The sequence below is a fragment of the Prevotella ihumii genome, assembly GCF_900155655.1.
Classification (GTDB): domain Bacteria; phylum Bacteroidota; class Bacteroidia; order Bacteroidales; family Bacteroidaceae; genus Prevotella; species Prevotella ihumii.
Genome location: NZ_LT706987.1, coordinates 834,785 through 848,975, shown reverse-complemented (window position 1 = coordinate 848,975; position 14,191 = coordinate 834,785). Strand labels below are relative to the sequence as shown.

Below are 14,191 nucleotides of genomic sequence, written 5' to 3'. Positions count from 1 at the left end.
TAATTATTCTTGATTTATATGGAATTACTTCTTGTAATGTGGGTCGTAGAACTTCTTCTTGCCTACTGTTCCAGCAAATGTTTTCTTACGGATTTGAACCTCAACACGGTCTTCCATCTTAATGTCAGCATCAACCAATGCTACTGCACAACTACGTTCAACAGAAATAAGTTTATAACCTGTTGTGATTTCTCCCACTTCTTTACCGTCCTTAAGCACCTTGTATCCTGCACGTGGAATAGCGTTGTCGTCCAACCAAATACCACGGAGACGCTTCTGAACACCGTCAGTCTTTTGCTTCAAAAGAGCTTCTTTGCCAAGGAAGTTTTCCTTGTCAAACTTCACAAACATAGACAAACCTGCCATTACAGGAGTGATAGTTTCTGAAAGTTCGTGACCATAGAGCGGCATACCTGCTTCGAAACGCAAAGTATCACGACAACCAAGACCACAAGGAGTAGCACCTGCTTCCATCAACTTGTCCCACATCTTAACAATGTATGATGGAGCACCATAAAGTTCAAAGCCATCTTCGCCTGTATAACCTGTGCGCGAAATAATGATGTTTTCGCCTTCATGCTGAGCCCTCTTTACTTCATAGAACTTCAATTCAGAGCAAGCAATACCGAGCTTTTCTTCGATAATCTTCTCTGCTTCAGGACCTTGGATAGCCAACTGACCATATTTCTCGCTGTCGTTTACAAGTGTAATATCGAAACCTGCGGTATGTTTCTTAATCCATTCAAAGTCTTTCTCTATGTTAGCTGCATTTACAGTCAAGATAAATTCGTTTTCTCCAACCTTGCAAATACAAGTATCGTCTACCACTCCACCATCTTCCATACAGAACATACCATAGATAACTTGACCTACCTTCAATTCTGCAACATCGTTTGTAAAGATATAGTTGACAAACTTTTCTGCCTCATTTCCCGAAACAATGAGTTCGCCCATATGCGATACATCGAATACACCACAATGCTGACGTACTGCATTATGTTCTTCGATAATGCTTGAATACTGAATAGGCATATCAAAACCACCAAATGGTGAAATCAATGCTCCCAAAGCTACGTGCTTATCATAAAGACAAGTTCTTTTGTTCTCCATATTGATTTAATATTTTTTTATTTAGATTTTTAATATTATGCAAGCCCTCTATTATTGCTTTATTTTATCGGACTTTAAATTTAGGCGTTAAGGATTTCTCCTCTATCTTTCGTTGCAAATATAATAAAGTTTTTTTAGCTTACAAAGTTTTTTAGAGAATTTAATTGTATTAAAATGAAATATTAAATATGCAAAGTAGAGATAGAAATAATCCAGAATAACTTTATATTTATACATAATAGAAAGCATTTTTGGGCTTTAAGCATAATTATGATTATCATATTTCGTTTTATAAGAAAAGATGATAATTAATGCTTTATTTTTCTATCAATTACAAAATGAAATAGGGGCTATCTAAAAGAATAAATTATCCAACTGAAATTGCATCAAATAATGATATAGATACATTTATATTTGCGCATACAGCTTATAAAGATTTGAGCATTATTCTTCCCTACTCTTCTTTCTCAAAGTCATTTTTTATTTGTATATTTGCATCTTCGCAAGATACGCAATTTAAAATAACGACAATTTATGAAAGATTCTATTATCATTGTGAGTGGTGGGCTCGATTCTATCACCTTATTATATGAGAAAGCTGCAACAATAGCACTCGCCATATCATTTGACTATGGGCAAAACCACGCAGAAAAGGAATTGCCTTTTGCAGCTTTACATTGCCGACGCTTAGGCATTAAGCACATCATAATTCCTTTAGAATTTATGCAAGAATACTTCACAAGTTCGCTTTTAGAAGGTTCTGAGAGTATTCCAGAAGGACATTACGAAGAAGAAAATATGAAGTCTACCGTTGTTCCATTCCGTAACGGCATAATGCTTTCTATAGCTGCTGGGATTGCTGAAAGCCACAATCTCAACCGCATTTACGTAGCCAATCACGGTGGCGACCATACCATTTATCCTGATTGTCGCCCCGAATTTATAGCTGCAATGAACGCTGCCACCCAAAATGGAACATTCAACAACACAAAGATAGAAGCTGCCTTTACTCACATCACTAAGGCCGACATAGTGCGCATAGGCACACAGCTTGGCATCAACTATGCAGAAACTTGGAGTTGCTATAGAGATGGAGTTCATCACTGTGGCAAATGCGGTACATGCGTAGAACGCAAAGAGGCTTTCCAAGAAGCAGGATTAGCCGACCCTACAATCTATGAAGATTAAGAAATACGCTTCTAAGTTATGGCTGGTTCTATAAATTACCACCGCATATAGTCATTAAATTTTTATGAAATACGTTTTGTTATCTTTTGGCTTCTTTTTATATAAAACAGGCTGCGCCTCAACAATTCAAACAAGTTTGATTGCATTCGGCTTGCTCCGTTTTTGGTTCAAAATATAAGTTCGTTCAGTCGTGTAGCTCGCTACACTCCTTCACGCTCTTGCATTTTGACCTCAAAAATAAGCTCAAAATCTAACAAAGCTAATTTATAGAACCAGCCTTATATAAACCAAAGATAGTCCAACAATAGAGTTTTGCTCCATTATTGGACTATCTTTTTTTTGTTGCCTACATTTTACTGTAAGCATCCAATATTAGCCGCCTTTGTGTAACATTCTTGCTTTACTACCTTTGCCCGAAAAACTTATGTTTGTACTCAATGAAACAAATGTTTTTCGGGTTTGTTGCACTCCTGTGGACATGCGTCAGGGTATTCTTCGCCTGTCCCAATTGGTACGCAGCAATGACTTCAATCCTTCTGATGGTGTTGTCTACGTTTTCTACAATCGAGCCCGTAACCGAATTAAATTGCTGCACTGGGAACGCTGTGGTTNCTCTTCAAGGGCTACCAGGGTGCCATACAGTCTGATGGGTATGAGGTCTACAGCAGGTTTGAGAACGTTCAGGGCATCGTGCTGTTAGGATGTATGGCACACGTGAGACGTAAGTTCGAACATCTGGCGGCTGACGATAAGAACGCCGCCCATATCATCGAAACGATAGCCACGCTTTATGAGTTGGAGGAAAACCTCAAACACAAGAAAGCACCACCCGAGGAAGTGGAGACAGAACGAAAGGCTAAAGCTTACCCTATTCTTAAGTATTTGGAGACCTATATGTTGGATGTACACAAACAGTACACCCCAGGCGAAGCTATGGAGAAGGCACTGCGTTATGCCTTCGCCGTATGGATACGCATTGGCAGGTATGTGCAGGACGGACGCTTCAACATAGACAACAACCTTATGGAACAGGCCATCAGACCCATCACGCTTGGAAGAAAGAACTACCTGTTCTGTGGTAACAATGAGGGAGCGGAGAACAACGCCATCTTCTATACCTTCATGGCGTGTTGCAGGGAAGCAGGCATAGAGCCATACAAATGGATGAAGGAAGTTCTTTCAAGGTCCCTGCCAGATATGACGGAGGAGGAACTCACGAAAATGCTACCTTCAAACTTCAAATAACAAATAACCCTTATATGCTGCCAGACATATAAGGGTTATTTGTTGGTGTGAAAGGCGGCTAATATTGGATGCTTACATTTTACTTCTTCAATGCCAAGTTGTAATTGTAATACTTTGTGTTTCCTGTGATGTCTTCCACTACCTCGATAAATGGAGGGAAGTTTACATTTTCGTGGGCAATAATTCCCTTTGTTTCAAGAATTTGAAGTCCGTTGCAAGGCGAAATGTAAGTATCAAGTTCAAAAAACTGCCCTTGCCAAATAAAAGTTTGGCGAGTTTTACGAATAGTAAGGCGATAAGGGTCCGACTGACGGAGCAATGATTTATAAAGATTGGTATCAATCTGTCGTTCGGTTTCTACTTGCTCATTGCTTGGCAGAGTCTTCTTTGCAGTACGCACATTTACGGTTGTGCCATTCAGTGTTCTACGACGAAGACGCACTTCGCTACGTGGGTCGGATGTTAAATAAGTTTGTGTTATTTCGCTCTTTATCGCTTCAGGAATATCAGCTGTTAGGCGTACAATGTACTTGCGTTCCTCCACGGCTTGACGTGGTATTTCTAATACGTCCGAAATCTCTTGCAAAACACGCTCCAACTTGGTTTCAAACTTCTCATGATTGTTGATAACACGCAAACGAGGGTGGTCAGACCACGCTTTAATTATCTTTTTATCCAATAAGCGTGCCAATTCCAACCCCTCTGTACGCTCTTTATTGGTAGCCGTAGTATAGAATTGCTCTGCCCCATCGGCTGCACTAACAAGGTGGAGTACAGCATCATAGCGTGAACGCAAAGCCTCCGAATTAGTACCTACCAAAGTTGTAATTTCATCCCACATTTGTGGTTGCATATAAGCCGAAATATCCATTGTGCCACGGTCGCACACGATAAGCACAGGCTGCTCAATGGTTTCAGCCATACGCTGGAACTTGTCTTCTAAGGCAAGTTGCATTTCGAGCGTAGCTTTCTCACCCTCATAGAAGAACGCCTTGTTCTTTGTGAGATAGTCCATTCCTGCTTGTAGGAACAGTGTTGGTATTTCGGGGATAATAAACACTTTATAGCCAAGACTGGAGAAATGTTCCATAATCTTAACTAAAGCTGTAGTCTTGCCTGCGCAAGGACCACCCGTAAGTACAATTCGTTTCATATATATAATAAGGTGAGTATTGTGCGAAATAAAAAAATCCCAAACACCAAGATAGATGATTGGGATTTATTGTCTTAATTATGCTTTACAGTGTAAATTCTAATTAGCATCATTCTCTTTCTTAGGAGAGAACAACATTTTTACTCTGCTGCAGCTTCTTCAGTAGCTACTTCTTCTGTTGCAGGAGCTTCAGCTACTTCTTCTGCCTTAGGCTCTGGCTGGTTTTCTGCAACAACTGTTACAGGGAGCTTAGTTTCAACTTCCTTGAAGAAGTGGATTGTAGCTTCAAATGTACCAACCTTCTTAATGTCGCGCATTGTGATGATCTTACGATCAACCTCAATACCCTTCTTAGCCAATTCTTCAGCAACAGTAGCAGCGTTTACAGAACCATAAGTTACGCCAGTTGCAGAAACCTTAGCAGCGATAACAAGTTCTACGCCTTCAAGCTGTGCTGCACGCTTTTCTGCCTCAGCCTTCTTAGCTGCAATCTTAGCAGCCTGCTGACGGAGGTCTTCTGCCAACTGCTTCTTAGCAGATGGAGATGCGATAACACCCTTGCCTGTTGGGATAAGGTAGTTACGACCATAGCCGTTCTTTACGTTCACGATGTCGTTCTTGTAACCAAGACCGATAATATCTTCTTTAAGTATAATTTCCATATCTTTAGCCTCCTTTTTTTACTTCATCAAATCGGTTACGTATGGAAGCAATGCAATCTGGCGAGCACGCTTAACAGCCTGTGCCACACGACGCTGATACTTCAAAGATGTTCCAGTGATACGACGTGGAAGGATTTTACCTTGTTCGTTCAAGAACTTCTTGAGGAACTCTCCATCCTTGTAGTCGATGTACTTAATACCGCTCTTCTTGAAACGACAATACTTTTTCTTCTTAGTGTCGATAGATGGTGCGGTCAAATAGCGAATTTCTGTCTTTTGCTCTGCCATAATTAAGCCTCCTTCTTTGCTGCCCATTTAGCACGACGTTTCTCAGCATAAGCTGCAGAATACTTGTCTTGCTTAACAGTGATGTAACGAATAACCTTCTCGTCGCGGCGGAAGCCTGTTTCGAGAGTGTTGATAACTGATGGTTCTGCATTGAACTCCAACATAGCATAGAAGCCAGACGACTTCTTCTGAATGTTGTAAGCCAATTTCTTGAGACCCCAAATCTCTTCGTTCAAGATTTCAGCGCCGTTGTCGGTGAGCAAAGTCTTGAATTTAGCGACCGCTTCCTTCATCTGTTCATCAGACAAAACGGGAGTCAAAATGAAAACGGTTTCGTATTGATTCATACTACTTTTAAAATAATTAAATTAATAATATGCACCTGCTTGTGCAAAATGCGGTGCAAAAGTAGTCATTTTATATGAACTAACCAAATATTTTTAGTACTTTTGTGCGCTATGAAGGGATATATCAAATATTTAGGACTTTTAAGTGTGGCGTTGGGCATCATTCTTTTTCTTGTCCACCACTTTGCACATATACACGGCAATATTCTCCTCTTTACGGGATTGGGCGGCGTCTTGGGCGGCACTATCCTATATATAAGAGGTGGAGGTTATTAATCGATAAGAGGCAAAGGCTGCAAAAACGGAGAGGAAGAATAGACCAATAGGAGAAACAAGACAACCTATAAAACGCAAGATTGTATCCACCTGATTATAAAAGACTTACGCTTACGTTCCAATACATATATGTTTGAGTCCCCAAAAGATATATGTTTTACCGTGTCAAAGTTGAACTTTGGCAATGCCAAACATATATGTTTTGGAAACAAACACTTGATGTTTTATTCTCGCATAGCTGCATAGTAAAGAATAGAACAATTTTTCTTTACTGCTACAACATCAATGAGGATATATTGAAAATAAGAAGGAGTTAAGAGGAATTACAAGGAATTATTGCTCGTTCCTCGCTTAGGAGTTAAACCCAAATCGTCCGTTAGACTTCTTCGAGATTTGCGAGCTTATTTTGAGCTATTTTTGGTTGTTTTTGAAGACGTTTAGCGAGCTAAACAACTGAAAAAACAAACGAAAAGAGCCAAAATAAGGTGCAAAGACGAAGAAAAGCATAACAGCTAAACGCTTTAAAAAGCCTTTGCGGGCTAATGGCCGATTTGGGTTAAAACCAAATGTTTTTGTTGATAAGATGTAGAGGGCTTGATGTAGCGAGTTTAGCAAGGTGTAAGGCTGCATCAATACAAAAAACACCCAAACTGACTTGTAACAATAATAATCAAAAAAGCCATACTCCCCTCTGTTTGCAAGGTAAATATGGCTTATATTTCGTATTTTTGGATAACTCCTACTTATATTTTACAAGTTGAAATACCAAAAAAATAATTTTTAGAAGTCGTCGTCTGAAATATCAACCGACTGTATATCCAAGTCTTCAGGTATGCTATCAATTGTGGTACGATAGCTTTCTTCTACCATTTTAGCCTCGTCAAAGTCGTCCTCGTCCATATCCGACTCTTCATCGTCCATTTCTGGGAGGTCGTCTTCGTCCTCATCATCACCCAATGCAAGTTTTTGGGCAGGAAGTACATCAAGAACTTCGTCCTCATCATCTTCAACCTCAATTGCCTGATTGTATTTTTCTTTTACAAAGATGGCTTCTGTCCACGCTCCCTTAGCTATTTCAAGCACTTCGTAGCCTTCTTCTACTTTTTTATCGTACAATCCACCTTTCTTCTTCAATCGTTCTGTAGGCAAGGTAGTTGTTGTTACTTCAAATGCTAACGATATGATGTTTTGCACAGCTTGTGGCAAGCTTTCCCAACCTCCGCCAAAGTTACGCTCCAAAACTTCTACTATCTTGCGAGCTGAAACGTGATGAATGTTATCTTTAGTCAGGTCGGTTATTCTGATGATAGACCGTTTCTTTAGCGCCCACTTTACAATCGTGTTATCATCAAGACGAACTTGTCCTACCTGACAGCCTCTGTCTTCGTACTTACGAATAACCTCTGGTCTATCCAATTTTACTTCCTCAATAGTGAAAGCACTCTTGATAACATCCAAATAGTGATTTTCATTGTCTTTCAAGTCAGCATCGCGTTCAGCTTGTTTCCACAATCGAAATATATCATTCTCTTGTAAATCCCAAACGTTTGCTTTTGTCAGATTTTTCAATGATAATGCCTGTCCTTGTCGCTTCATATATTAATTTAAAACCTTTTTATCTTTTAGTTTATACAAGTTTATCCATCGGATAGAGTTGCAAAAGTATATACTTAAAATTAATCCTCCAAACATTTTTTCTGAAAAAAAGCTATGCGCCCAAAAAACATATCAATAGATTGTAAAAATCAAATAGTTTTATTATCTTTGCAATATACATTATTAATTAGGAGCAATGGAACCATTAGCAGAGCGTATGCGCCCTCACACATTAGACGAGTATGTCGGCCAAAGTCATTTGGTTGGCAAAGGTGCTGTGTTGAGAAATATGATAGATGCTGGGCGTATATCATCGTTCATCTTGTGGGGACCTCCAGGGGTGGGCAAAACCACTTTAGCACAAATTATTGCTAACAAATTGGAAACACCTTTCTATACCCTGTCGGCTGTAACGAGTGGTGTAAAAGATGTGAGAGATGTGATAGAACGAGCTAAAAGTGGACGATTTTTCAATTCAGCCTCCCCTATCCTATTCATTGACGAAATACATCGTTTTTCTAAGTCACAGCAGGACTCGCTCTTAGGTGCAGTAGAGAAAGGCATTGTAACGCTTATCGGAGCAACAACCGAAAATCCTTCGTTCGAAGTAATACGCCCGTTGCTCTCGCGTTGTCAAGTGTATGTACTGAAGAGCTTGGAAAAAGAAGAATTGCAAGCACTTATACAGCACGCTATAACGCACGATGTATATTTGAAAGAGAAGAATATCACCCTTACCGAAACCGAAGCATTAATGCACTTTAGCGGCGGTGATGCACGCAAACTACTCAATATCTTAGAATTGATAATTGAAGCGGTAGGCGAAGGACAGATAGAGATAACCAATAAGGCCGTAGAAGAACGACTGCAGCAGAACCCTTTGGCATACGATAAAGATGGCGAAATGCACTACGATATTATTTCGGCTTTCATCAAATCGATACGTGGTAGCGACCCCGATGCAACACTTTATTGGATGGCACGAATGATAGAGGGAGGCGAAGACCCACAATTCATTGCTCGCCGCTTGGTTATCAGTGCTGCTGAAGATATAGGATTGGCCAATCCCAATGCGCTTTTGTTGGCTAATGCAGCTTTCGACACAGTGATGAAGATTGGGTGGCCTGAAGCACGAATAGCATTGGCAGAAGCTGCTGTCTACTTAGCGGTATCGCCTAAAAGCAATTCTGCATATTTGGGAATAGATGCTGCATTGGCAGAAGTAAAGCAAAGTGGCAACCAACCTGTCCCCCTTCACTTACGCAATGCACCCACAAAACTTATGGCATCACTGGGATATAACGACGGTTACAAGTACCCTCACGATTTCCCTGCACATTTTACAGAACAACAATATTTGCCTGATGAACTGAAAGAAAAGCGATTTTGGCACGCTCAACATTCTCCACAGGAAGAACGACACTATCAATGGATGGTGCAATGTTGGGGCAAAAGATTTAAAAAATAACGAGATATGAAAATTGTAGATTTAGATGGTTATGCAGCCAACCCTGGAGATATTTCTTGGGAAGGCGTAGAAGCATTAGGAGAATTCGTTTGTTATGATTATTCAAACGATGATGAAATCATTGAAAGAGCAAAGGACGCTGAAATGGTACTTGTCAATAAAATAAATATGACAAGAGAAGTTATAGAGCAGCTTCCTAAATTAAAATATATTGGCGAGTTGGCAACGGGTTATAACAACATAGACCTCGTGGCAGCCAAAGAACACGGCGTGGTGGTGACAAATATTCCTGCATACAGCACAGATAGCGTGGCGCAGTTTGTGTTTGCGCACTTACTAAATGTGGCTTCATACGTTGACCACTATGCCGCAGATACACGCAAGGGCGTATGGAGTAGCAAGCGTGCATTCTGTTATTGGGACAAACCATTGATGGAAATTGCTGGCAAAACCTTAGGAATTGTGGGCTTGGGCAACATTGGCATCAAGGTGGCAAAGATTGCACACACAATGGGAATGGACATCTCAGCATATACAAGCAAAAATAGCAGCGACTTGCCTGAATGGATACGAAAGACTACGTTGGACGGTCTTTATAATACAGCTGATGTTATTTCGTTGCATTGTCCATTAACTGACAATACTTTCGAAATGATAAATGCAGAGGCTTTAGAAAAAATGCGCCCTGGTACAATTCTTATTAATACAGGTCGTGGTGCACTTATCAATGAGGAAGCTGTAGCAAAAGCACTCGAAACAAGTCATCTAAAGGCTTATTGTGCTGATGTGCTTACCGATGAGCCACCTAAGAAAGACAATCCACTATTCAAGCAACCAAATGCGTATATTACACCACACATTGCTTGGGCTACAGTGGAAGCACGTCAACGATTGATGAATATTTGTGCCGAAAACATCAAAGCATTTATCGACGGAGAGCCGCAAAACGTAGTAAATAAATAAAAACACATAATTAATATTTCAGGATGATATATAACGACCCCCAACTTGTGCATATCGTGCAACAAGTAGTAGAGGTTGCAGGTACACTTGCATTCGCAGTTTCAGGCATACGACACGCAGCAGCTAAACATTTCGACTGGTTTGGTGGATATGTGTGTGGAATTGCCGTAGCTATAGGTGGTGGAACAATCCGAGACCTTATTCTCGGTGTTCCACCATTTTGGACAACCGATATAAGCTATCTACTCTTTACAGGATTAGCCCTACTCCTTACTATCGCCTCACGCAAAATGATGAAAAAGCTCGACAATGCGTGGTTTGTATTCGATACATTAGGATTAGCAGCCTTCACTATTGCAGGTTTGCAAAAAACCGTAGAATTAGGGCATCCTTTTTGGATGGCAATTGTTTTGGGCTGCATCACAGGTGTGGCAGGTGGAGTAATTCGTGATGTTTTACTCAACAACGTGCCTGTAATTTTCCATAAAGAGATTTATGCGATGGCAAGTGTTGCAGGCGGATTGCTTTATTGGTTACTCTATTCGATTAGTTTTAGCTTACCTTTTGTTGTCATAGCAACATTTTTATTTATCTGCGTAATTCGCTTTTTAGCAGTGTATTACCACTTAAGCTTGCCCACGTTGCACGATGAACGATAAAAAAATCAAAAAAAAGTTGCAGAAAAATTTGGTAGTTACAAGAAAAACCTATACCTTTGCACTCGCAATTGAGAAACAACACAAAACGTTTAAAATTGCAACCAACGGATTTGGTTCCGTAGCTCAACTGAATAGAGCATCTGACTACGGATCAGAAGGTTGTGGGTTTGAATCCCGCCGGAATCACAAAAGAGTTTAGAGAAATCTAAACTCTTTTTTATTATACTCATTGATAGAATTTCATAACTCAGTAGGAATAAGGGGGGGGGCAGTCGTAAAGCCCAGTTGCACCCCCCCCTCTCCCCTTATGCACATAAATTCATAAGTAGGGTCTACTAATTAGTGTTTACTGAATAATTTATAACTCTCTGATATTTAAGTTTATATAACTTTATTTCTTCGTTTATTTAAATAGAAAATCGTACCTTTATATAGTTAAATCCATAGCAAGATGAAGTTTTACGCTCCAAAATACAAGCAACTTGACCTCGGTTTGCTCCGCTCATCCATTGATGAGTTGGACAAGACAAACCGATGGGTGACTCTCGGTGACCTTCTTCCATGGACAGAACTTGAGAAGGAATACAACTCAAGGTTGGGCAATCAGAAGAAAGGTGCAGGGAACAAGCCGGCACGCATGATTCTCGGCGCAATGGTTATCAAGCACAAACTAAACCTAAGTGATGTCGAGACCATCGAGATTATCAGAGAGAGTCCCTACATACAGTACTTTTGTGGATTGCATGAATTCACCGACAAGCCTATATTCGACCCAAGCCTGTTCGTCACGATACGCAAGCGAATCTCTGAGGAAGAACTAAACAAGATGACAGTCAAGCTTCTCGACAAGCAGAGGCGTCTTCTTGTAGAGAAACGCAAGCGTGAGGAAGAAGAGGCGAAGAAGAATGATGAGGACCCGCCGACTATAGAACCAGAGGATCCGAATGCCGCTTCCTTCACCGACTCAAAAGGTCGCGAGCACAAGGGAGTGCTGAAGATTGATGCTACCTGCGCCGATGCAGAGATGCGTTATCCTGTTGACGTTGATATAATACATGATGGTTGCCGCAAGGTTACCGATTATATTATAAAGGTGTGCGATATGTTTGAGCTGCACAAGCCACGAACGAACTACAAGCATGCACGTCAGGCATACCTTCAGCTTGTCAAGAAAGCCAAGAAGAAAGGCAAGATGGTGCGTGATACTATCGGGGTGATGCTCAACTACTTGCGCAAGGACATCCGCATCTTAATGGACTTGCTTGCAAAGAACAAGATGTACTACGAGAGCCTATTCCTATATGAGAAACGCACCTTGACTGCANAGGGCGGATCATAAATTCTTGGAATGCGATAGGAGCATCAGAGTGAGCACCACCGTTGATGATGTTCATCATAGGAACAGGCAATGTGTATGCGTTAGCACCACCGATGTAGCGGTAGAGAGGCATATTCAAAGCCTTAGCTGCTGTCTGAGCTACTGCCAAAGACACACCGAGGATAGCGTTAGCACCGAGTTTGCTCTTTGTAGGAGTACCATCGAGCTCCAACATCTTATAGTCGATAGCACGTTGCTCTGTAACGTTCCAACCCTTGAGTGCAGGAGCAATGATGTTGTTAACATTTTCTACTGCCTTCAAAACGCCCTTGCCACCGAAACGACCCTTGTCGCCATCGCGAAGTTCGAGTGCTTCGTTCTCACCTGTAGATGCACCTGATGGTACGCTTGCACGACCCATTACACCGTTCTCAAGAACTACTTCAACCTCAACTGTTGGATTACCGCGTGAGTCGATTATCTCACGAGCGTGTACTTTTTCAATCTTCATAATTTTACCTTAATTTTATTTTTAACTGTATAACGTTTTTTCTATCATTGACAGCGATCATAATTAGGAGAAAAACTCTTTTTTTAGATGGTAACTTTATGTTATCCTATCTTTTTTTGCTAAAGTTTTACTTCTAAAATAAAGACCTTATTCGTTTTCGACTTCAAAATTATAAAAAAGAAACGAGAGAAACAAACATTTCACACAAAATAACACGCAATACTAATCTAAATCAAATTAAGCCCAAATCGGTCGTTAGACTTCTTTGAGATTTGCGAGCTTATTTTGTAACTACTCAGTACCCCTATAGAAATAGGTATGCTGCCTTTACCCTTGCAAATTAGCAAGGGCGAGCAGTACGTCAAATTTGGAATTGCCGTTTTTCTTGGCGGTGTCAGTCACCGAATGCAGTTTCATGTAGATGTCAGCACCAGCGTCTGTTCTGAAGCAACCACTTACTTTCTGCTTGACTTTTATGTTCCTCACGCCTCTCTCACTGGCATTGTTGTCATATGGAACTCGCTTATCGGTGAGGAAGGTGAAGATGTAGTCATGGCATTTGTAGAGTCCTTTTTTCAAGGCGTTGAAGTCCTTGTGTAAGTGATTGGTGCTTTCTTCAAGCAGTCTGTCGAGCCTTTCGTAGAAACCGGCTGCAGCCTTTTTGACTTTCTCCATCGTCTTGCTTTTCCTTAGGTGAATCGCATCCTGCAACAACTCCGTAAGTCTCGTTGACCATGTCTGGTTCTTATCCAGGTCTGTGAGATATTGTATGTTCCTCAATAGATGCGCAATGCATACCTGATGTCCTTTGACGTTCAGCCTGAAATAGGTACTGTGCCTGTCCGTCACGAGCGTGGTNGAGTTCGGGGCCAAGATAGGTGCAAGCATAGTCGAGGGCTATACGTTCATCGACCACCACAGCTGGGATGCCTACAACGAGAGCAAGGACTTCTTGCTACAGATTCAACTTTTCAAAGAACGCTTCGGCTATCTTCCGGCCACCATCCTTGCGGATAAGATTTACCTGAACAGGGCAAACCGAGATATACTTGAGGATTTTGAAATCCATTCATACTGCAAACCGTTAGGGCGACCGCCGAAGGATCCTCCTTCAGATGAGATGAAATCCAGAATGGCCAAAGCCATCGGGGAGCGCAATGAAATCGAATGCTCATTCGGTACTGGCAAGAGAATCTATCGAGCCAATGACATAAGAGCCAAGCTTCCAGATACAGCACGATGCTGGACGGGAATGTGCTACTTCGTTAAAAACGTGATGAAGTTCCTGAAGGAACTTTGTCTTCCCCTGACCGAAATCTGGCGATTTTTCATCATTATCGTCACTATGAGGGTCTACGTCTGCTACCCTCTGTATGTGAAAAGATAATAATTCAGCAGACCCTAATT

The 14,191-nt window shown here is 41.0% G+C and carries 16 protein-coding genes, 1 tRNA gene and 1 pseudogene; 10 read left to right on the top strand and 8 right to left on the bottom strand.

Going from position 1 to position 14,191, the window contains the following annotated elements; genetic code table 11:
- Window positions 1-24 precede the first annotated feature (24 nt).
- A complete protein-coding gene (gene gcvT / locus CZ367_RS04050; RefSeq protein ID WP_077195732.1) occupies window positions 25-1,110 on the bottom strand; it encodes a glycine cleavage system aminomethyltransferase GcvT in 1,086 nt (361 codons plus the stop codon).
- Window positions 1,111-1,644: 534 nt separating this feature from the next.
- On the opposite strand from gcvT, the gene queC reads away from it, so the two are divergent.
- From queC to CZ367_RS04035, 3 genes are all read left to right on the top strand, one after another.
- Entirely contained in the window at window positions 1,645-2,298 is a 654-nt protein-coding gene (gene queC, locus CZ367_RS04045; protein ID WP_077195731.1) for a 7-cyano-7-deazaguanine synthase QueC, read from the top strand.
- 424 nt (window positions 2,299-2,722) lie between these two features.
- Window positions 2,723-2,998, top strand: a complete 276-nt coding sequence (tnpB, locus tag CZ367_RS04040; RefSeq protein WP_237581535.1) for an IS66 family insertion sequence element accessory protein TnpB — start codon at window positions 2,723-2,725, stop codon at window positions 2,996-2,998.
- Window positions 2,884-3,543, top strand: coding sequence for an IS66 family transposase (locus CZ367_RS04035; RefSeq protein ID WP_317041833.1), 660 nt, complete (start codon window positions 2,884-2,886; stop codon window positions 3,541-3,543). The genes tnpB and CZ367_RS04035 overlap by 115 nt, the downstream gene beginning before the upstream one ends.
- A gap of 79 nt (window positions 3,544-3,622) precedes the next feature.
- Here the strand turns inward: CZ367_RS04035 and CZ367_RS04030 are convergent, their stop codons facing one another.
- The 4 genes from CZ367_RS04030 to rpsF all read right to left on the bottom strand — a co-directional run bounded on the left by CZ367_RS04030 (window position 3,623) and on the right by rpsF (window position 5,993).
- The gene (locus CZ367_RS04030; RefSeq protein WP_077195730.1) at window positions 3,623-4,696 is read right to left on the bottom strand and encodes an AAA family ATPase; all 1,074 of its coding nucleotides are present in this window, start codon (window positions 4,694-4,696) and stop codon (window positions 3,623-3,625) included.
- 140 nt (window positions 4,697-4,836) lie between these two features.
- Window positions 4,837-5,358 (bottom strand): 50S ribosomal protein L9, encoded by a 522-nt coding sequence (gene rplI / locus CZ367_RS04025; RefSeq protein ID WP_077195729.1) that lies wholly within the window; start codon window positions 5,356-5,358, stop codon window positions 4,837-4,839.
- An 18-nt stretch (window positions 5,359-5,376) separates the two neighbouring features.
- Entirely contained in the window at window positions 5,377-5,646 is a 270-nt protein-coding gene (rpsR, locus tag CZ367_RS04020) for a 30S ribosomal protein S18 (protein ID WP_077197354.1), read from the bottom strand.
- Window positions 5,647-5,648: 2 nt separating this feature from the next.
- The gene (rpsF, locus tag CZ367_RS04015) at window positions 5,649-5,993 is read right to left on the bottom strand and encodes a 30S ribosomal protein S6 (protein WP_077195728.1); all 345 of its coding nucleotides are present in this window, start codon (window positions 5,991-5,993) and stop codon (window positions 5,649-5,651) included.
- 111 nt (window positions 5,994-6,104) lie between these two features.
- On the opposite strand from rpsF, the gene CZ367_RS04010 reads away from it, so the two are divergent.
- A complete protein-coding gene (locus CZ367_RS04010; RefSeq protein WP_202613109.1) occupies window positions 6,105-6,269 on the top strand; it encodes a hypothetical protein in 165 nt (54 codons plus the stop codon).
- A 780-nt stretch (window positions 6,270-7,049) separates the two neighbouring features.
- Here the strand turns inward: CZ367_RS04010 and CZ367_RS04000 are convergent.
- Complete coding sequence (locus tag CZ367_RS04000) at window positions 7,050-7,865, bottom strand: hypothetical protein (RefSeq protein WP_077195725.1); 816 nt, start codon at window positions 7,863-7,865, stop codon at window positions 7,050-7,052.
- 196 nt (window positions 7,866-8,061) lie between these two features.
- Between CZ367_RS04000 and CZ367_RS03995 the strand changes: the two genes are divergently transcribed.
- From CZ367_RS03995 to CZ367_RS03975, 5 genes are all read left to right on the top strand, one after another.
- Window positions 8,062-9,333 (top strand): replication-associated recombination protein A, encoded by a 1,272-nt coding sequence (locus CZ367_RS03995; RefSeq protein WP_077195724.1) that lies wholly within the window; start codon window positions 8,062-8,064, stop codon window positions 9,331-9,333.
- 6 nt (window positions 9,334-9,339) lie between these two features.
- A complete protein-coding gene (locus CZ367_RS03990; RefSeq protein WP_077195723.1) occupies window positions 9,340-10,296 on the top strand; it encodes a D-2-hydroxyacid dehydrogenase in 957 nt (318 codons plus the stop codon).
- A 23-nt stretch (window positions 10,297-10,319) separates the two neighbouring features.
- A complete protein-coding gene (locus CZ367_RS03985; protein ID WP_077195722.1) occupies window positions 10,320-10,955 on the top strand; it encodes a trimeric intracellular cation channel family protein in 636 nt (211 codons plus the stop codon).
- 112 nt (window positions 10,956-11,067) lie between these two features.
- Window positions 11,068-11,141, top strand: a tRNA-Arg gene (locus CZ367_RS03980).
- Between the two features lie 265 nt (window positions 11,142-11,406).
- Window positions 11,407-12,294: a transposase gene (locus tag CZ367_RS03975; RefSeq protein WP_262500716.1), complete on the top strand. Its 888-nt coding sequence runs from the start codon at window positions 11,407-11,409 to the stop codon at window positions 12,292-12,294.
- On the opposite strand, the pseudogene eno reads toward CZ367_RS03975, so the two are convergent.
- Window positions 12,281-12,784: pseudogene (gene eno / locus CZ367_RS03970) on the bottom strand (phosphopyruvate hydratase); the annotation flags it as partial. The gene CZ367_RS03975 and the pseudogene eno overlap by 14 nt on opposite strands.
- A 327-nt stretch (window positions 12,785-13,111) precedes the next feature.
- Window positions 13,112-13,672, bottom strand: coding sequence for an IS66 family transposase (locus CZ367_RS03965; protein ID WP_077195721.1), 561 nt, complete (start codon window positions 13,670-13,672; stop codon window positions 13,112-13,114).
- Here CZ367_RS03965 and CZ367_RS03960 point away from each other — a divergent pair.
- Window positions 13,638-14,171: a transposase gene (locus CZ367_RS03960; RefSeq protein WP_237581534.1), complete on the top strand. Its 534-nt coding sequence runs from the start codon at window positions 13,638-13,640 to the stop codon at window positions 14,169-14,171. The two genes, CZ367_RS03965 and CZ367_RS03960, sit on opposite strands and share 35 nt — an antisense overlap.
- Window positions 14,172-14,191: the final 20 nt, after the last annotated feature.

Excerpts from the sequence above, each read along its gene's own strand:
- gcvT (WP_077195732.1), bottom strand. The coding sequence starts at position 1,110 with ATGGAGAACAAAAGAACTTGTCTTTATGATAAGCACGTAGCTTTGGGA.
- queC (WP_077195731.1), top strand. The coding sequence starts at position 1,645 with ATGAAAGATTCTATTATCATTGTGAGTGGTGGGCTCGATTCTATCACC.
- CZ367_RS04030 (WP_077195730.1), bottom strand. The coding sequence starts at position 4,696 with ATGAAACGAATTGTACTTACGGGTGGTCCTTGCGCAGGCAAGACTACA.
- rplI (WP_077195729.1), bottom strand. The coding sequence starts at position 5,358 with ATGGAAATTATACTTAAAGAAGATATTATCGGTCTTGGTTACAAGAAC.
- rpsR (WP_077197354.1), bottom strand. The coding sequence starts at position 5,646 with ATGGCAGAGCAAAAGACAGAAATTCGCTATTTGACCGCACCATCTATC.
- rpsF (WP_077195728.1), bottom strand. The coding sequence starts at position 5,993 with ATGAATCAATACGAAACCGTTTTCATTTTGACTCCCGTTTTGTCTGAT.
- CZ367_RS04010 (WP_202613109.1), top strand. The coding sequence starts at position 6,105 with ATGAAGGGATATATCAAATATTTAGGACTTTTAAGTGTGGCGTTGGGC.
- CZ367_RS04000 (WP_077195725.1), bottom strand. The coding sequence starts at position 7,865 with ATGAAGCGACAAGGACAGGCATTATCATTGAAAAATCTGACAAAAGCA.
- CZ367_RS03995 (WP_077195724.1), top strand. The coding sequence starts at position 8,062 with ATGGAACCATTAGCAGAGCGTATGCGCCCTCACACATTAGACGAGTAT.
- CZ367_RS03990 (WP_077195723.1), top strand. The coding sequence starts at position 9,340 with ATGAAAATTGTAGATTTAGATGGTTATGCAGCCAACCCTGGAGATATT.
- CZ367_RS03985 (WP_077195722.1), top strand. The coding sequence starts at position 10,320 with ATGATATATAACGACCCCCAACTTGTGCATATCGTGCAACAAGTAGTA.